At 43.4% G+C, this 19,864-nt stretch carries 14 protein-coding genes; 3 read left to right on the plus strand and 11 right to left on the minus strand.

Going from position 1 to position 19,864, the window contains the following annotated elements:
• Positions 1 to 5: 5 nt before the first annotated feature.
• The 3 genes from AB5443_RS15270 to AB5443_RS15280 all read right to left on the minus strand — a co-directional run bounded on the left by AB5443_RS15270 (position 6) and on the right by AB5443_RS15280 (position 3,553).
• Positions 6 to 1,364 (minus strand): MATE family efflux transporter, encoded by a 1,359-nt coding sequence (locus AB5443_RS15270; RefSeq protein WP_277131919.1) that lies wholly within the window; start codon positions 1,362 to 1,364, stop codon positions 6 to 8.
• A gap of 111 nt (positions 1,365 to 1,475) precedes the next feature.
• Entirely contained in the window at positions 1,476 to 2,708 is a 1,233-nt protein-coding gene (locus AB5443_RS15275) for a pitrilysin family protein (protein WP_277131921.1), read from the minus strand.
• 5 nt (positions 2,709 to 2,713) lie between these two features.
• Entirely contained in the window at positions 2,714 to 3,553 is an 840-nt protein-coding gene (locus tag AB5443_RS15280; RefSeq protein WP_044653257.1) for a peptidylprolyl isomerase, read from the minus strand.
• A gap of 87 nt (positions 3,554 to 3,640) precedes the next feature.
• Here AB5443_RS15280 and AB5443_RS15285 point away from each other — a divergent pair, with 87 nt between their 5' ends.
• Complete coding sequence (locus AB5443_RS15285; RefSeq protein WP_277132211.1) at positions 3,641 to 5,023, plus strand: sigma-54 dependent transcriptional regulator; 1,383 nt, start codon at positions 3,641 to 3,643, stop codon at positions 5,021 to 5,023.
• A 235-nt stretch (positions 5,024 to 5,258) separates the two neighbouring features.
• On the opposite strand, the gene AB5443_RS15290 is transcribed toward AB5443_RS15285, so the two are convergent.
• From AB5443_RS15290 to AB5443_RS15300, 3 genes are all read right to left on the minus strand, one after another.
• A complete protein-coding gene (locus AB5443_RS15290) occupies positions 5,259 to 6,527 on the minus strand; it encodes a hypothetical protein (RefSeq protein ID WP_277131924.1) in 1,269 nt (422 codons plus the stop codon).
• Positions 6,528 to 6,577: 50 nt separating this feature from the next.
• Complete coding sequence (locus AB5443_RS15295; protein ID WP_277131926.1) at positions 6,578 to 7,354, minus strand: hypothetical protein; 777 nt, start codon at positions 7,352 to 7,354, stop codon at positions 6,578 to 6,580.
• A gap of 90 nt (positions 7,355 to 7,444) precedes the next feature.
• Positions 7,445 to 8,668, minus strand: a complete 1,224-nt coding sequence (locus AB5443_RS15300) for an NAD(P)/FAD-dependent oxidoreductase (RefSeq protein ID WP_368119619.1) — start codon at positions 8,666 to 8,668, stop codon at positions 7,445 to 7,447.
• 200 nt (positions 8,669 to 8,868) lie between these two features.
• On the opposite strand from AB5443_RS15300, the gene AB5443_RS15305 reads away from it, so the two are divergent.
• On the plus strand, positions 8,869 to 9,903 hold the full coding sequence (locus AB5443_RS15305; protein ID WP_022140264.1) for a TIGR04086 family membrane protein: 1,035 nt from the start codon (positions 8,869 to 8,871) through the stop codon (positions 9,901 to 9,903).
• Positions 9,904 to 10,046: 143 nt separating this feature from the next.
• On the plus strand, positions 10,047 to 10,892 hold the full coding sequence (locus AB5443_RS15310; RefSeq protein ID WP_022137582.1) for a helix-turn-helix domain-containing protein: 846 nt from the start codon (positions 10,047 to 10,049) through the stop codon (positions 10,890 to 10,892).
• Between the two features lie 150 nt (positions 10,893 to 11,042).
• Here the strand turns inward: AB5443_RS15310 and AB5443_RS15315 are convergent, their stop codons facing one another.
• Genes AB5443_RS15315 through AB5443_RS15335 form a run of 5 tightly spaced genes read right to left on the minus strand, consistent with a single transcriptional unit; the run spans position 11,043 to position 19,792 of the window.
• Positions 11,043 to 12,143, minus strand: coding sequence for a TlpA disulfide reductase family protein (locus AB5443_RS15315; protein ID WP_277131931.1), 1,101 nt, complete (start codon positions 12,141 to 12,143; stop codon positions 11,043 to 11,045).
• Between the two features lie 38 nt (positions 12,144 to 12,181).
• Positions 12,182 to 13,462: a hypothetical protein gene (locus tag AB5443_RS15320; RefSeq protein WP_022137584.1), complete on the minus strand. Its 1,281-nt coding sequence runs from the start codon at positions 13,460 to 13,462 to the stop codon at positions 12,182 to 12,184.
• A 20-nt stretch (positions 13,463 to 13,482) separates the two neighbouring features.
• A complete protein-coding gene (locus AB5443_RS15325) occupies positions 13,483 to 14,973 on the minus strand; it encodes a RagB/SusD family nutrient uptake outer membrane protein (RefSeq protein WP_277131933.1) in 1,491 nt (496 codons plus the stop codon).
• A 14-nt stretch (positions 14,974 to 14,987) separates the two neighbouring features.
• Positions 14,988 to 18,425, minus strand: a complete 3,438-nt coding sequence (locus AB5443_RS15330; RefSeq protein WP_277131935.1) for a SusC/RagA family TonB-linked outer membrane protein — start codon at positions 18,423 to 18,425, stop codon at positions 14,988 to 14,990.
• Between the two features lie 23 nt (positions 18,426 to 18,448).
• Positions 18,449 to 19,792: a hypothetical protein gene (locus AB5443_RS15335; protein WP_368114129.1), complete on the minus strand. Its 1,344-nt coding sequence runs from the start codon at positions 19,790 to 19,792 to the stop codon at positions 18,449 to 18,451.
• Positions 19,793 to 19,864: the final 72 nt, after the last annotated feature.

Consider the following 19,864-nt stretch of genomic DNA (forward strand, 5'->3'; position numbering starts at 1 on the left):
AAGTATTAGGTTCGGAGCTTGGGGTCGGGAAGTTTCGTCATATGGTGAAACCGCCACCAAAGCATTAATCCTGCACTTGTCAGTCCGAAAGGGAACGCCATCCAAACACCTACCACGCCCCATTCCATTACAAAGCCGCAGAAGTAACCTACGGGAAGGGAGATGATAAAATAGGCGATAAAGGCGATGACCATCATCAGCTTTACATCCGAGATTCCACGCAAAGCGTTGGCAAAAGTAATCTGCAATCCGTCACCAAACTGATAGACGAGGAAGGGAAATATAAGGGAAGTAACCATAGCGGCTACTTCCGGACTGTCGGTAAACCAACTTCCCAAGTGATTCCTGCAAAGAAAGACGATGAAAGAAAGTACGACACCCAATGTCATCATCAGGTGAAAACCGGCATAGGCGGAACGGCGTACATTGATTATATCATTCTGACCTTTGAAGTTGCTGACACGAACGGCTACGGCAGCACCCATCCCGTAATACATCATAAAGGTGAATTGGGAAATTGCCAGCATAACTTGATGGGAAGCCAGAGCAATCGTCCCCAGCCAGCCGATCATTATGGCGCTCAGGCTGAAAGAGGCTGTCTCCATTCCCATCTGGAAAGCAACCGGCCATCCGAGTCCGTTCAATCGCCCGAAGATGGCACGTGACCATCCCAAGCGGAGAAAACCTATCTTATAGCGAACGAAACGAGAGCTGCGTACAAAGATGATGATAAACACGATGACCATCACGATACGTGAAAACAGGGTGCTGATACCCGCTCCCAACAAGCCCATTTCGGGAAATCCGAGCTTCCCATAAATCAGGATATAGTTGCCGATAATGTTCAGGACGTTTCCGCCCAGCAGTATCCACATGGCGGTTTTGGTATCCGTGATTCCGTCCGTAAACTGTTTAAATCCGTTAAAAAGCATGACAAACACCAGAGAAGCAAGCAACACCAGGTAGTAAGGTTTAATCAGAGGAATCAATTCGTCCGGTTGTCCGAGACGTTCTATGTTCAGGAAAAGGACAGTCATGCAGACAGTCAGCAGAAGTGCGACCATCAGATTTGCCAGCAGACTGTTGCGTAAGGCTTGTCCGGCAGGGGCGTATTGGCGGGTACCGTACAGACCGCCCACAATGGGCGTCAGTCCGTACGAAAATCCGGTGCTGAAAATGATAGCCAGATTGAACACATTATTCACGAAAGATGCCGCACCCAGTTCTATTGTGCTATGATGCCCAATCATCAGTGTATCGGCAAATCCGAGTATAATAACGCCTATCTGTCCAATGACAATAGGTAATCCGAGATAAATCAGTGCTTTGTAATGGTCTCTGTATATATCAAATAGTCTCTTCATTATTTTTGTTTTATAAATAGGATTTATCAGGCACGGATTACGCTGTTGTCTTATGCAAGCATATTTCTAAGAACCGTGAAATCCGCGTAATCCGTGCCTGATAAAAAATCCTCATTTACTTTTATAATAGAGTACAACTCCGTTCTCTTTCCGGAAAGCCGATTGAGCTACAGTCTGCAACTGCGCAGCAGTGACGGAGCGATAACGGTCTACTTCTTTTTCCATGTCTTCGGCCTGTCCCAATAACTCGAACCAAGCAAGGTTGGTAGCTACATTCAGATAATTGATGTTACCGAATATTTGGGTAGACTCAAATTTATTTTTTACTTTTTCCAGTTCCTGTTCGCTGACAAGTTCCTGTTGCAGGCAATCCAATTCTTCACGGACAGCGGCTTCAGCCTGTTCCAGAGTCACGCCTGCAGATGGTTTTCCGGCAATATGAAACAATCCCGCGTCTACGCTGCCTGAGATATAAGCGTCGATACTCGAAAATAGTTGTTTCTCTTGGATGAGACGCTGGTTCAGACGGCTGGAACGTCCGTTGCTCAATATATCCGACAGAATATCAAAAGCATAATAATCCGGATGCCAATGGTCGCACATATGGTAACTCATGAACAAGGCGTCGAGGGGAACATTCCGTTCTACCGTCAACCGGCGTTCTTCTGTCTGTTCCGCTTCCTGCGGAAGATTCCGTCGGGGAACTTCCCGACGGGGAATAGGGCCGAACCATTTTTCTGTCAGCGCTACCGCTTCTTCGAAAGTGATATTACCGGTCACGGACAGAATCGCATTGTTCGGGGCATAAAAGCGGAAGAAGAATGCTTTTACCTCTTCCAGTGTCGCGTTGGCAATGTGCGACAGGTCTTTGCCGATGGTAGGCCATTGATAGGGATGCGCCTGATAAGCCAGAGGACGGAGAAGATGTCCCACGTCTCCATAAGGCTGATTCAGACAGCGCTGCTTGAATTCTTCCATGACTACACCTCGCTGCACTTCCAGACTCCGTTCGCTGAAATCAAGGCTCAACATACGGTCGGATTCCAGCCAAAAGCCGGTTTCCACGTTCTGACGAGGTACAGTGAGGTAGTAATTGGTGATATCATTGTTCGTCCAGGCATTATTCTCGCCACTCGCCAGTTGAAGCGGCATATCATAATCGGGAATATTCACCGAGCCGCCGAACATCAGATGTTCGAACAGATGGGCAAAGCCGGTATGTTCGGGGTGTTCGTCACGAGCTCCCACATTATATAATATATTAAGGGCCACCATCTGCGTACTTTCGTCCTGCGAATGTACCAGACGCAACCCATTGTCAAGAATGTGCCTGTTGATTTTCATATCATTTAGTCAAGTATTGTCGCTTTTATTATCTTCACATCTTCTTCGGGACGGTCGCTACGGTCTGTCTTGACCTTCTGGATTTTATCCACGATGTCCATACCTTCCACCACTTCGCCGAATACAGTATATTCGCCGTCCAGATGCGGAGTACCGCCTACGGTAGTATATGCTTCAATCTGTTCGGGAGTGAAGTGGAATTCCGGTTCTTTAGCAGCCATTTCCTGAGCTTCGGCAAACAGTTTTTCCTGTAAGTCATAAAGTCCGTTTTCATCGTTCTCCTTACGCATCTTATAGATTTCCTTCATATGCTTCTGTGCCAATGAGTTGAAAATAACGTTGATTTTATTTTCATTCATCTGGCTTTCCATACCGAGCAATGTAGAATCATTGTAGACCTTACCTGTCACAATATAGAACTGGCAACCGGAAGATTCTTTTTTCGGGTTTACATTGTCTCCCTGACGGGCTGCCGACAGAGCGCCTTTCTTATGGAAATATTTCGGATATACGAATTCTGCCGGAATGGTGTAACCGACATCACCGCTGCCCAGCATTTTTCCTTTCGGCGCATTCTTTGAATCCGGGTCGCCTGCCTGAATCATGAAGTCTTTGATGACACGATGGAACAATGTCCCTTCATATACTCCGTCCTTCACCAGTTTGATAAAATTATCACGATGCTTTGGTGTCTCATTATACAACTTCACTTTGATGTCTCCGGCAGTTGTTTCAATCTTTACCAATGTCTCTTTATCCATGTCTCCTCCTTTTTTTGTTCCGGTTTTGCAGGAAGTTAACCCGCAAAACGATATGGTTAATAATATCAATACAATCTTTTTCATAACGCTTTTATTTAATTTAAGTTTGCAAATATACCACTTTCGCCTAAATCCTCTTACCTTTGTGACTTAAAAGAATCAAAACCTGACATCATGAAAGCCATATTAATAGTTGAAGATGATATAACTTTTGGGATGATGCTCAAAACCTGGTTAGGCAAAAAAGGGTTTGAGGTGTCGTCAGTGAGTAATATTGCGCGTGCCCGGAAGCATATCGAAAGTCAGACTGTTGACCTGGTATTATCAGATTTACGATTACCCGATTACGAGGGTATCGATTTGTTGAAATGGATGAATGAACGGGGAATGGATATTCCTCTGATTATCATGACAGGGTATGCGGATATTCAGTCTGCCGTACTGGCGATGAAGCTCGGAGCACGGGATTATATTGCCAAGCCTGTGAATCCTGAAGAGTTACTGAAGAAAATATCCGAGGCTTTGCAGGCGGAAAGTAGTCCGGCGGCAACTCATTCTACAGTCCGGAGCTCTTCCAACCCTAAAAAAGGCACTTCCCATTCATCACAAGGTACTTCCGAAACTCTCCACTCTTATCTGGAAGGAGAAAGTGATGCCGCCAAGCAACTATACAATTATGTAGGATTGGTGGCCCCGACCAATATGTCCGTACTAATAAACGGTTCCAGCGGAACGGGAAAAGAATATGTGGCGCATCGTATCCATCAGCTCAGCAAACGAAGTGACAAGCCGTTTATTGCCGTAGATTGCGGCTCTATCCCCAAGGAACTGGCAGCTTCCGAGTTTTTCGGTCATGTGAAAGGCTCTTTCACGGGTGCACTGACGGACAAAACTGGAGCTTTCGTCGCAGCCAACGGCGGCACTATCTTTTTGGATGAAATCGGAAATCTCAGTTACGAGGTACAGATTCAATTACTTCGTGCCCTGCAAGAAAGGAAGATACGTCCGGTCGGTTCTACACAGGAAATATCCGTAGATATCCGACTGGTATCCGCTACCAACGAGAATCTGGAACAAGCTATCGAAAAGGGAACGTTCCGCGAGGATCTTTACCACCGTATTAATGAATTCACTTTGCGGATGCCTGACTTGAAAGAACGGAAAGAGGACATTCTGCTCTTCGCTAATTTCTTCCTCGACCAGGCCAACAAGGAACTGGACAAGCATCTGATCGGCTTTGACACAAAAGCGTCACAGGCTTTACTGAGTTATCACTGGCCAGGAAATATACGGCAAATGAAGAACATCGTCAAAAGAGCGACTTTATTGGCACAAGGGAGTTTTATTACTTTATTGGAACTGGGAACTGAGTTGCTGGAAGTTCCGGTACCCACCAGTAGTAGTATGGCACTCCGCAATGAAGAGACTGAAAAAGAACATATCCTAGAAGCATTGCGCCAAACCGGAAACAACAAGAGCAAAGCTGCGCAATTATTGGATATTGACCGGAAAACTTTATATAATAAGTTGAAGTTATATAATATCGATTTGTAGGTGACAGTTCAAAGATACTGGCCTTATAATAAGGTAGACTAAGCATCTAATAGCCCTTTATTCTTATTGATTTCTATAGGCATTCTTTTATAACTGATTCACTATTCAGACTTATTTCATTCGTTACTTTTATTTCGTTCCACTATAGTGTACTTTGCGTTCCACTATAGTGCTCCGCAAAAAGAATAAGTAATGAAGCTAATCCAATTAGGCAAAATAAGAAATAAAAATACCGCTATCTCATCTTCCAACCACCAAAAAGTGTTTTCTTAAAGCAAGCCTTGTTCTGTTTCGCCTCGTCCGAATCATATTCTATAGCACGATCGAAATACTCTATCGCTTGCGGTATATCCTGCTCTGTCCCTCGTCCGAATCCATAAGCAACACCGAGAGCGTTCAGCACCATGGCATCAAGAGGCTCCCACACCTCACCAAGCATATCATTCTCTTCTATCTCGGAAAGGAATTCGAATGCGGCATCATCATCTTGAAAAGTACCAAGACCATTTTGATAACAGATGGCAAGCTCGGCTGCCGGTTGCCAAGAGTCCTCATCATCCATATTTTGATACGCTTTATTCAACCATACAACTGCCTTGGCATAATCCTGTGCAATATTGCCACGCCCTTCAAAATAAAAGTTTCCTATCTGGAACTGTGCTTTTGCGTTGCCTGCTTCCGCTGCTATCATATAATTCTCAAAGGCCTTATCCAAATCTTCATCAACCCCATAACCGGTTCCGTAACACACAGCCACATTATAGGCGGACTGGACATCTCCGCGCTCCACTGCCATCGAATAATAATGGAAGGCTCCTTCCGCATCATCATACTCATCTTCCAGCAACTTGCCATAGTCATTGCAAGTAAGCGGATCACCTGTATCAGCAAGCTGTTTCAGATAGTTTTCGTATACCTCTTCATCAATATCCGCCAGTCCGGACTCATAAATCGTACGATAATTGCCGAATGCAGTAGGCAGACCATTATCGAACGAGTTTTCATAGTATTGTGCCGCTATGGGATAAGCAAAAGCATAATATTCATCTCCAGAATTGTACTTGCGGCTTTCTTCGTCGCCACGAATAACGAGATAATCGCCATAGAACAGGACGTTTCCCACCATATACTGACTAAAGGCATCTCCCTCCTGCGCCTGCTGCTGCACCGCCGTAAAAGCTTCCTCAAGCGAAGCGAAAGGCATCGTTTTCCGAACTGCGGGAGACAAGTTGCCGGTACGCAAGGCACACAATACCCCATCGGCACTACCCAGACGCACACTCTCCTTTATCAACCGGGACGCCAGTTCCTCATCTACGGGAAATTCCGCCCCACACCAGACAAATTCCTCCCCCAAATGGCACCGTCCAAGATAGCAGCAAGCATCTGCATCTCCCTTTTCCGCTGCCTGACGCAGAAGTTCATACCCTTCCCACATTTGTTCTTTGTCGTAGCTTTTCCATATTTTGTCAATGGCAACAGCTACCGTTTCACTGTGTTTCATTATTGCAAATTATTGTATATCCGTTTTCTTTCGATAAGTCATTTACCCCTTTATTCATCGTTGGCGACTTCCTCCGTTATGTCCACCCATTCATCCGTCATCCGAGGAAATTCACGTTTATGGTAATAATTGTAAAGCCAGTATCTGACACGCCCGATATAAGGGGCATGAGTCATGAACACCACCCAATCCCCTTCTTCATTATTCCCTCCTGTCTCAACGATATAATCGTCTTTCGTCCCTCTCACTTCCAGATAACCGTTCTGGCAACCGGGAGTCCTCAACAACAGCGAAGCACATTTACCGGCTTCGAGATTCTCGAGAGCTGCTAAAACATCTTCATAAGTGATATATTTGTATTCTTCGTTGTCCACATACAGATAATACGGCTCATCGTCAGGAGGCACCGGAGTGTAATGCCCTTTCTCCCAATCACTGATTTCCGGAATTTCAAGCCGTTCGAAGTAGTTATAGAACATCCGGACAATATCATCCGTTCTATATCCACCACAGACATACCTCATCAACCCGTCAGTCATGGCAAAATATACGGCAACCTGCGGATTGCCATCCGGCACAGCCATACACGATATCCCCGAACAGTTGCCGTAAGGAGTGATTACAGTACGACAGTTACTAAGCCATACGTCCCCGTATTTATCCAGATTCTCGATCGCCCGCCGAATTTCTTCTTTGGAGACTCGTGACGTCTGTTCACGACCTTCCGAATAGTTCAACACAAATTGCATGGATGGTCCCGACGGTTCAATCTTTTCTGTCTTTTGCTTTCTCCCCGAAAAAATTTGTTTAAAGAATGAAAAGCCCATTTTATGCACTCTTAATAAGTTTTGCTAATGCAAAAATAAAGAGATATTTTCAAAATAAGAGCAATTCTTTTCCACAAACCGTTCTTTTACTCACCAATATTTTTCAATCCTTTCATAGCCGAAGATTTTGCTGCGCTCATCCTCCATGCCCTGTATTTGCCTACATATAATCTGTGCACCAATCATACTGAAAGTTATGCCGTTTCCGCCATACCCCAAATCAAAGAACATCCGCTCCTTGCCCGGCCACGTACCGATAAAAGGTAAACCATCTTTTGTGGTACTGAACGTGCCGCACCATGCCATCTCAGTTTTGAAAGGAATATCCGGAAACAATTTCTTGAATTTCTTTTCCAATATGCGGGTTTTCTTTCTAAGCAAGGCATCACGGCGTTCCGGATCGCAGAACTTCTCATCTTCACCGCCAATGATGATACGATTGCCACCGGTAGTCCGGATATATAAATACGGTTCGGCAGTTTCCCAAATCAGACAGTGCTCAGGCCAAAGCTCAGCGGGATTCACCGGATGTGACACCAATGCATAAGTTGACGTCAAATCCATAATCTCTTGCGGCAGGAACTTTCCAGCTTCAAATCCGGCTGCCACAATCACATATTTACAATTAATCTTATGTCCTCCGTCCGTTTCTATGACATATCCCCCCTGCTGCTCAACACATTCTTTTACACCCGTATGCGTAAAAACTTTTAGCCCGTCTTCCTTCATATGGTAAAGCAACAGACCGGTAGCTACTCTATAAGCGTCAATTTGTGCCGACACCTCGTTCAACAATCCACAGCCCGGTGCCTCCAACTTATAACGTTTCTTTATCTCTTCCTTCCCGAGCAGACGGACAGGCAGATTATGTTTTTTCCTCATCTCATATTCTTCCTTCACAAGTTGCTCATCTTTCGAAGTGCTGGCATAGAACAGACTTGGTACCCTCTCAAAACAGCCATCCACGCCCGTCGATTCCAACACCTTTTCAATGTCGGAAATAGACTGTAGACACGCACGGTATGCGGATACAGCATTATCCTCCCCAATCATTTCCGACATACAGCAAAGAGGAACATCTATTTCATATTGTAATAAAGCAGTACTCGCCGCAGAGCTTCCTGTCGCAATGCTACGCTTGTCAACGACACAACATTTCAAACCGGCACTACACAATTCGTGCACCATCAAAGCACCGGTTATCCCGGAGCCAACCACTACGACATCCGTAGAGTAATCATCTTTCAATGGATGAAAATAATCCAATAACGAGTTTTTAATGACCCAATAGGGCAATCCTGAATGTAAGTCCATAATACAACTGAATATACTGGTTCAACACTAGTTACGTTCTCATTTGAAACAACAGTACATGAAAAAATATGGTTCGAAGGATATTTATTTTTTTAACACAACACATAAATGTCATCACAAAAATTACCAAACAAAAAATCTTTCCGGGCTGTTTTCTTTCTGAAGTATGAATACAATATTAACTCAAAAACCTTACGATTATGAGAAAATTAAGTTTGGCTGACCTTAAGGACAGGATATCCTGGGGCAGCGTTTTCGGTGGTGTAATGACCGTACTGGCAATATCCGTATTGCTATCTATTCTAAATTCAAGTATCGGACTATTCATGCTCGATCCTCTGTCCGAACATCCGGCTTCAGGCATCGGCACTGCTGTCGGCATCGGTTCTGCCGTCATACTGATTGTCAGTATGGCAGCAGGCGGATTTGTTGCAGGAAAACTAGCGGGCATGGACGGAATGATACATGGTTTTCTTGTTTGGGCAACAACCCTTATTGTTGCTGCCATATTGGGAATCTTCTTGGCTGTCGGAGCCGCAAAAATGACCGCCAATGCTTTGGGAGCCGTCTCATCTGTTACCGGTAACGTCTTATCCGGAGCAGGAAGCATTGTCGGAAACGGTGTTTCCGCATTATCTGAGAAAGCAGAAGATTTGTTCGGGAAGATTGATTTCAGCGGTACTTTAAAAGAAGAAAACATTCCGCAAAACATTCGTACCGCACTAATCAAAAGCAACGTGAAGGAATTGCAGCCGGACTATTTGAACAAACAACTGGAAGAGGTAAAAGATGACTTAAGTAAATCCGTCAAGGAAATCGTCGCCTCTCCTCAGGAAGCGGATGAAGCCATCAACAGTTTTCTGGACCGCTTGAAACAGCGTGCGGAGAATCTAAGTCAAAAGATTGACCGGAACGATTTGTCCAAAGCGATAGCCAACAACACCAATATGTCCAAAGCAGAAGCGGACAAGACAGTGAATCAGTATATGAATCTGATAGATAACGCACGTGCAGAAGCCGGAGAACAGATAGACAAGCTGGAAGCCAATCTGCAAAAGGCGGCACAAGAATGGAAAGAGATCAAACATAAGGCACTTGTGGCTGCCGACAAGGCAACAGATGCTGCTGCACGATCTACTTTGGTTTCATTCTTTGCTCTTTTGATCGGAGCCGCATTATGTTGTGCTGCCGGTGCATATGGTGGCAGGAAAACACAGGAAAGGGTGGATATCTGATATTCATTGAATCGAAATAAAGAGGCTTGTCGTCATATAGGGCAGGCCTCTTCATTATATCTTGTTCCCACAACATACAAAAAAAGTAATCTGTAACATTATTTATTCACTTTTATGCTTATATTTGTACCAAAAGCAGAGATATGAAAAAGAAAATTCCAAAGATTGATTTGCCCGATGATTGGGTTATATACACAGATGTTAACCAAGATTTCTTCAAAAAATACTCCGATCATCCCGTACGTCTGAAATGTGAGCTATTATTACTCTGTATGGAAGGAGAAATAGAAGCTACAGTCAATATAAGCCGAACAACAGCAAAAGCCAATGACCTGATTATACTTACCCCGGGAAGCATATTACAAATCCACAGAGTAAACAATAACTCAGAATTTCATATTCTAGGATTTTCACAACACTATATAGAACATCGTATTCCCGAAAATATCATACCCGAAACTTTATATGTCGCATTAGGAAAAGCAAAACTAACTCTGAAACCGGCAGAAGCCAATATGATAAAAACTCATTTCATGTTTTTACGGCAGCTATACCTATCAATGGATGAGAAAACGAGGAAGAGAGTTACATATAATGTACACCTGAATGCACACACCGGCATATCCATACTATATAAACACAGAGAAGCAGATACATTATCACTTTCGAAAAATGAACAGTTGTGCCGGAATTTCGCACAATTAGTATTCTATCATTACACACAAAACAGAAAAGTCGCCTGGTATGCCGAAAAGCTGGGAGTAACCCAAGTGTACTTATGTACAGTAGTCAAACAGGTAACAGGAAGAACATGCATAGATTTTATTTCATATATGGTAATCATGGATGCTAAGTCACAGTTAAAACTATCAAGCGCCTCCATACAATCAATATCCGATGCACTAAATTTTCCTAATATTTCCCTTTTCAGCCGATACTTCAAGAGATATACCGAAATGACTCCTTTGGAATACCGGAATAAAGGATGAGTCAGGCGCCAAGAAAGACTTTAAATATCTTACCAAATAGCGGGACAAACTACAAGCAAGAATCCTTTATGAAGCAGAACTCTAGCTTGTAGTATTGTCAAATAAATATTTACTAGATATAACAACGCTCGTTAATGAACAGAGCGTTTGTCAATCCTTTAAAACTTCTTCCAAATTTTTTTGAAGCTCCTCCCCCCGAAGCTCTCTGCCTATAATCGTTCCCTCTCCGTCAATCAACATAGTATAAGGAATACTCTGTATCGCATACAATTTGGCAGCCTTGCATTTCCATCCTTTAAGATCAGACAGTTGCGGCCAAGAGATTTTTAAATGATCCACAGCACCCCGCCAGTCTTCTTCGTCTTCGTCCAACGATATACCTATCACTTCAAAATCTTTATTTTTATACTTGTCATAAGCCGCCACAAGGTTGGGCATTTCTTTCAGACAAGGGCCACACCAGCTAGCCCAGAAATCTAACAGGACGACTTTTCCCTTACCGGCAAAGTCCGACAGTTTTTTTGTCTCGCCTGACAAAGTTTGTAGCTCAAAATCCGTAAACTTTTTACCTACCATCGTGTTCTTACCATTCTCCACCCTATCTTTGATTTTTATAATGGTCTGATCCCCCTGATACATAGCAGGCACTAGTTGCAATAATGAGTCGTTTTCTTCCAGTGTATTTTCACGATACATTTGTTTGAAAAGAGAAACGCCGACAAGATTGGTAATTTGTTGCTTCATACAATCTTTGACAATCTGATAATATGCCGCCTCCTTCAGCCTTACCTGTTGTTCTCCCTCCTTACGTTGTTCGTCTGTCAAAGTTGTATCACGCAAGAAAGCATAAGCCTCATCTATTTCGGCAACCGCCTTATCCACCACCTCACGGACTTTTTGATGAATATCATTAATATAGGTTCCGGTAGCGGAAACAGCCTCTTTGGTTAAACTGACAGTGATATTGCCATTTTCCAAAAAGAAATCAACCATATATTCACGTCCGTCTATCTTGCCGGTGATATAACGGCAAATCGCAGAGTCCTGCTTTCCTTCAAAAGTGAAATAACCGTTCCGGATCACAGTCGTTTCCAGTGGAGACAAATCTCCGTTCACCGCTTCCTGAAGGACTACAGTGTCGCCTTCTTGCGCATTTTCCACTGTTCCGGTAATTTTATAACCGGCATTTCCCGTACAAGCCATACACCCTACCAACATACAGGCAACGGCCGAAAAAATAGAATACTTCATATAATTCATTTAAATATAAATATGTTTCAATACATTTTTTATTTGCCTTTGAATGCAAAATCCGATTTCCACGCCGAACGTCCGACACAGTTGTTCAACACCCATCTCATTCTCATACACTGATCACGTGAAACGGAGCAATGCCCCCCTGTCGGGTCGTCCATGATATTCTCCGCCCGAAAGTAACATCCTTCACTCTCTTTGTACCATGTTTCGTTCTTTCCCGGTTTAGATTCGTCCCTTATATAATTCAATGTGTCATCACAATAATCCGTACCAATCTCATCATTCATATAATTGCAAGTAGGCAATAATCCCAAATACCGCCCGATGTAATAACCAATTTCATTATATCCCGGCTCATACTCGCTAACTTTAAAGTTCCGGTCTATTTTATCCAGTTCCTGTAATTTGTAGAGCACCCCCAAGTCCTTGGCAAGCAAAGGTTCATCCTGATATTCCTTCCATTCAATACCTTCAGGCATTCCCTGCACATCTGCCGGAACATACAGAGGAATACAACGGTTACTAACTTTCGAGAAAGTTCCGCTCACATTGCCACGATCAGAAATAAGCCATATATTCATATACTGTCCGGCAGGCCATATCAGATGGTTTGCTGCCAGAAAATCCTCATAATTATTAGTAGCATCAATTTCTTTCATCGTGAACCGGTTAATACCCGGTTCCATCATCCGGCTACCATCCGGACTATAACCGGCAAGTACCAGACGGATATGAGTATCCACCCCTACAGGGTTCTGCGTAGTTTCTCCGCTAAACATATAATTCAGTTTACGAAGCACTTGTTCTATCTGCTCCTGTTTATAAGCGCCCCCAAAAGACTCAATATCTTCCGTTGTCTGGATGATATGAAAAACAACCGGAATGCGTATTTCCGATGTATATTGCCGATCCAACGGCTCTGTCACTTGAAATGATACGGGATTAGACTCCAACTGAGTACCTTTTATCTTCAACTTTGCCGTTATTGTTTTTCCAACAAAAGAAACGTCAGTGGTAGAGAAGTAACGTTGCAAGGCAATGCCTGATTCAGAAGTATATTCCAGCCAGTCGTCCTGTATCCGTTCATCAGGAATCTGGTAGTTGTCTTTGGTAAATAAACGAGGATAGAGTTCCAATTGCGCCCTGCCGTCGGCAAGCACCATTTTCTGATTGGCTATCAATTCTATATGATCTATATCTTCAATGCTCATGATACTGTTGTCATGATAAGTATAATCGTCAGGACTGCAAGCCGAAAATGCTTGCAGCATCAACGCCATTCCGAAAAAGCGTATGATTGTTTTCTTAGTCATAAAGGTCTTTTTTTGAAGAGTTAATAAATGATGATTTGTTCCCAACCCGGATTCTGCACCATATTCTTGTTGAGTTTCATCTCCCGTGCCGGAATAGGGAAACTATAACGAAAATCGTCAGGAGTCAGCACATGTCTCTCACCGCTGATTGTCCGTTCCATTCTGATACCCAAACGCTTCATATCCAGCCAACGGAAATCCCCCTCCTGATAAAACTCCCGGTTACGTTCATCGAGAATCGCATTCAATAACGCTTCGTGTGCGGATGGTATCTCAGGAGCAGAAGTGTAACGTGCATTACAGAAATCGGTCAAAACACTGCGTGCTTCTCCATCTTTTTCTTGCCTACACAATGCTTCGGCTTTGATAAGAAACATTTCTGCCAAGCGGAAAGGCAACAGGCAACCTCTGCATTTCCCGTTTTCCCCCATCATATTGTATTTATTATTATACATACCGTTTTTGAACCACACACTTTTCCGGATATCACTGTCAGTAAAGAAAGAAGCATAGGTGGCAGTGATTCTTCCGTCACTTACGTTATCTTGCAGATAGGTACTATACAAGTCGCAGACATTGGTATATTCTCCGTCCATAATTCTCACGAAGAACTCGTCGTTCGTCAAATCTACAGTATATGTTGCCGTTGAACAGTCGAATACCCGTTTCAAAGTTTCTGCAGAATGCGTCAACGACCGTCCTTTCATAGCTTCTGTAGCATGTTTCCCCGCATCCTCCCAATCGGAAGGTTCTGCCGCACCGGACATCGCTTTCCATGTATAGACACTTGCCAGCATGGCATGAATAAAATCTTTCCGCCATATAAAGTTCCACTCATTCGTCAGTGTCTGCTCCATTAAATCGAATGCCGCGTTACAATCAGCAAATATTTGTCCGAAAACAGTTTGCTGCGTCTCACGTGACGGCATAGTGGTTCCTATCTCCATTTGAGGAGTCAGATAGACGGGAATTCCATAATTGTTATCCTTATAAGGAGCATAATATTGCAGCAATTTAAAATAAGTGTAAGCTCTCCATACAAGCGCTTCGCCTTTCACATAATTACGCAGATTTTCATTGTCTCCTTTCGCCGTACTAATATCCGAGATTATGAGGTTAATGGGACCTAAAAAATTATAATACTGCCGCCACGCCTCCTCGTTACTCATCAGCCAAGTCTGCATACTCTTCCCCGTTTGTGTATAATCACCGGCTTTCTTATCATAATATTGAGAAGAATTTGTATTGATATTCACTTCTCCGGTATATACGGCAAGATTACCATGAACATCCGAATGAAAAGGTACTGTAAAGGCATCGATACCAAAAATGTTTTCCTGTCGGGGCATATCCGGTGTTTTCAGGTAGTACATGAAACTTGCCATGATATCCCGATAATCTTCTATCGTACTGACTACCTTTTGGTCACGCGGCGTAAGTTCAAGAAACTTGTCACACGATGTTGTCAGAATGCATAACAAACTTCCGACCAATATACTTATTTTCTTCATAATTCTCCTTATTTTTAGAATCCGACAGTTAGTTTAAAGTTAAATTCGCGGGCAACGGGATAAGAGAACGCATTTCCGGTACCGACATCCAGCCCTCTATACTTGGTAAACGTCACCAGATTACGGGCGTTGAATCCTAAAGACAGGTTTTGCATACCCGCCCACTGCTTGATAAGCCTTGAAGGGAAGCGGTAACTCAACGAGAGATTAGTCAGACGGAGATAGTCTCCCTTCGAATATTTGTCAGAGGTGCACAACGAAGCCCAGTAATCATTGTCCGAAGTGGTGAATTTTGGGATGTCAGTACGATCACCCGGGAATTGCCAATAATACAGATATCGCTTTTCACGATTGGTAGCAGACACTTTCAGGTCGGAAGAATATCCGAGTGCCGCTCTCGCCGAACTGGCTTCGTTATTCGGCGCATTCTGATAATCGTTGAAGTTGGGTACAAGATGACCGGTTTTGAAAGTCCACGAGGTCGTGAATTCCAAACCTTTATATCTCAAGTAAGTGTTGAAACCTCCCACAAACTTCGGATTCGAACGACCGAGATATTGCATGGAAGGCATCTGATATCCCATTTTCTTATCACTATCCCGCACAAAATCCACTACATCCGGAATACCGTTGGGAGAGCCGATCATAGCCAAATACTGTTTCTTCTGCTCCTCACTGTAGGAATCCCATTTATCAAGGAATGCCCCATACGCCCTTTTACCGGCTTCGGTGAGATAATATTGCGGATTACCTGTCTGCGGATTTACGCCTGCCACCTTCCAGCCATAAATACTTCCGGTTTCTTGTCCGATAATATTAATGACACCACCCATGCTGACATTTGATTTAATGGCATCTTGATAAGAATCATAATCATAGAATGATTTCTTTATCACATTTTTGTTGCGGGCAATGTTGAAAGCAGTACTAAAAGTCCAGTCATTATTATTCACCCATTTAATGTTAGTATAGAATTCCAATCCCTTATTTTCAACAATACCGCCATTCGCCTTCACCGTAGTCCGTCCGGTAGAAGCAGGAATTTCCAGATTCTCAAGAATATCTTCCGTTTCATTGAAATAGTAGTCCAGAGTAATGTTCACACGACTATTGAGCAACGACATATCCAGACCGATGTTGCGGTCTTTTTTCTTCTCCCAGCCGACAGTAGGATTAGGATAAGTAAATCCCGTAGCAAAACGATTGCCCATATACATCACATTACCGAAAGAGATGGTAGAGAATGGATAAGCGGAGCGGTCAATATTTCCCGTGAAACCATAGGAAGCCCGGAGTGACAGTTCATTGACGATAGGATTCGCAAAAAATCTCTCTTTATGCAGATTGTAACGCAACCCGGCAGACCATAGCGGAGTGAACCTGTTCGTATCACCGATTACGTCGGCACCGTCAGCACGATAATTGAAATTGAAAATATACCGGTCTTTATAACCGTAACGGAGAGAACCAAGAAATGAAACACTACGGTCTTGCCCGTCCTTCGTATGGAACATATTGCTGATAGCGGAAACCATATCTTCGTAAGGTACATTCTTGTCAAAGGTAGGGATACCCGTAATGCGATAATCGCCATAATAAATAGGTGAAGTATAACCGAAACTGGTATATTTCTTCGACATAACTTCATTGGCTAGTAAGATACTGAACAAATGCTCCTTTTTGATTGTGAATGAATAATCTATCTGATTACGGATAGCCCAACTATGGTTCTTTCCGGAATTTTCGGAAAGTTCTCCATTATCATACCCGCTTGGCATGATGTCGTAATAGCGGTATGCATTGCGGGCAAACGCTTCATTCGTCCAAGATGTATACGTCCCCGGTTCTACTTCAGTAGTTTCCGTGTTGTAACTGACACCTTTCCGGAAAATAGACTCTACAGACAACCCGGGCAGCACGTCATAGCGGAGATTTAGTGTCATCTCCACATCCGAACCATCCTGTATATTACGTGTGTCCTTCATTTCGCGCAAGATATTGAACTGATCGTACACATAGCCGGAAGCACGTTCCGTAGTGTAATTATTACTCAGATAACTGAGGTCGGCTGCATAGTTTCCGTTTTCGTCATACGGACGTTCATAAGGATTGGCAAACATGGCATAGGTGAACGGATCAATAGCAGAAGCATTGTCCCTATTCTTACGCGTATTGGCGGAAACGTTCAGAGCCACAATCAAATTCTTGATAGGCCGATAATCCAGTTTCATCAACAACCCAGCACTCTGGTACTTGTTAGAGAGAAGAATACCGTTCTTTTCCTGAAAATTAACGGAAGTATAATACGTCAGTTCTTCAGAACCTCCGCGCAGACTGACATTGTGTGAATGTGAATGAGCCGTACGGAAAAGTACGTCGAACCAGTCGGTATTGATCTGTGCCAGATTCTGAATAGTGGCGTTATACTCACCCGGAGTCAGGAAACCATTCACCATTCGCTTGTAGCTATATCCGCCGCGACCTGTAAGATAAGCATATTCCAGCCCGAAGTTATTAATAATAGACTGTTCATATCTCAACTTCTCGGCAGAATTCATAAAATCGAGACGGTTAGTCGGAGCAAAAGCGCACTCATAAGTACCACTATAATTGATTTGTGTTTTGGAACGGAATCCTTTCTTAGTTGTGATTACGATAACACCATTAGCTGCGCGCGCACCATAAATGGCGGCAGCCGAAGCGTCTTTCAAGATACTGATAGATTCAATGTCTTCCGGCATAATATTGCCTACTCCATCCTGCATAATCGTTCCGGCATAATCTCCTGTATTACTTTGAGGAACTCCCTGCGTCATAGGAAGCCCGTCAACAATCCACAGAGGTTCGGAATTACCACTCAGGTTGTTTTCACCACGGATAGTGATTTTAGAACGTGTACCCGGCGCACCGGACACGGTAGCACTATTCAGTCCCGCAACTTTACCTTCCAAAATACGGTCGATAGAGGTAATACCCTGCATCTTCAGATCTTTGGCGGTAATAACCGTGGCACTACCAGTCATACGGTCTTTCTTTATCACTTCCATACCTGTAACAACGACTTCATCCAACGCTTCAGCACTTTCGCGCATCACCACCCGGATAGATTTGCCCGGCTGGCTGATATGGCGTGCCTGCATTTTCATACCGATAAAGGTGAACTCCAGCGTATATCCTTTCTCACTGGCGGGCACGCTGAACAGGAAATATCCTTCGGCATCGGTCCCCGTGCGATGTGTCGTTCCCTGTAAGGTGACGGTCACTCCCGGCAAAGGTTCTCCTGTGGTATCTACTACACGACCTGTTAATTCTACTTTATTCTGTTTGCCTTCTTGCTGGACGGACGATGCTGCCAGCGCACTCCCTGAAATGCAGAGGAGACAGAACAGGAACGTCCATACAGCACGCAACTGTCTTGCCAATGGGGAGTAGAGTTGATATTGAACTTTCATAATGTCCAGTGTTTTTTATTAGATTATCTGATTTGTGGATTGGCTACAACTGCCGGGCATTTGATTTCCAGTAGAAGGGATGGATTCAAGGGAGAATCAATATAACCACCACTATATATATCATATTCAGTTTCCATATCCTGCGGAACATAGGACTTCACTTTGATGACACCCAGAACCCCTTTTCCCGTCTGGAAAAAAACATAAGCAGGCTTAAAATCTACTGTTGAAATCTTCACCTTTTCTTCGGTAATTTGAAAAGAGAAATCATCTGCACTCAAATTCTCAAAATCAGTCTCCGAGAAACCTTCAGGCGCATTCATATAAACCGTATGACAAGGAAAATCGTACTTAGACCTATGATCCAACATACTACGAATACGTATGGGCGATTCAAAATAGAACGCCTCTTGTTCTTTATTCCACGTCAACGCCAAATCTATCTGTTCTCTATTTTTTCTAGCGTTATTTGCTATCTGACTTAAGCCTGTACTTAAAGAGAACAATGACATTCCATTGTATTCAGTATCAAAATCGGTACCTGAACTTTCGGGATCGATAAACTTCTCTCCGTCAACAATCAGACCTAACATTTCTGCACCATCTTTGAGAGGAAAACCTTCAAGACCGATTTGGTCAAGAATATTACGTATTACATCACCCGTATACCACATCACAATTTCCACCTCATCCATCAGCCCCGACAAAGAGACATTGTTATATTCGGTAGAACTAACCTGCGACACCCTGTGCTGCTGAAGTGTCCCATTATACTCTCCTGTAATATCTCCGCCAAAAGTCGTTTTACATTGAAATACTACACGATATTTATCACCATTCTTTTCAACTGTCACTTCTCCTTCAGAAAGGACAGCAGGAATGTTCTCTTTATTCTGCGTATTGTAATCGGACGAGCAATATCCAATGAAAGTATAGGGTTCCTTATCTGCTCCAAACACGTATTTTCCCGGAGCCAATTCTCCAAGTTCCGGAGATGCTAGATGGAAACAGATACAAGCTCCCTCACCTTGGGCTTTTTCCAATTCCATATTGCCGTAAAGACCTGTTTCATAGAGCGAAATCATAAAGTTACCGGTCTCAATCCGTTCATCACCAGCACGAAAACCTTCCACACGGTCAGTCACCATCGTACCACCCTTCTCGTAAGTATCCTCATATATATAAGGGATACTCGAAACAATTGCATTTGGATTACTTTGCCAAATAACTCCACTTTGCAAATTATACGGATAACCATACATTTGGATCATCTTATCAGGATTTATCAGATTATCATCCTGATCGGAACAGCCCCAAATGCAAACCAGCATACAGAAAGCCACTCCCCATAAATACTTTTTTTTCATAATACAAATTCTTAGTTAACGCAAACTTTAAATCTGGTAATACTCAGTATACCGATATTACATATTCCAATA

The organism is Bacteroides sp. RTP21281st1_H5_RTP21281_210402, from assembly GCF_040918965.1.
In the GTDB taxonomy this organism is placed as follows: Bacteria; Bacteroidota; Bacteroidia; order Bacteroidales; family Bacteroidaceae; genus Bacteroides; species Bacteroides congonensis.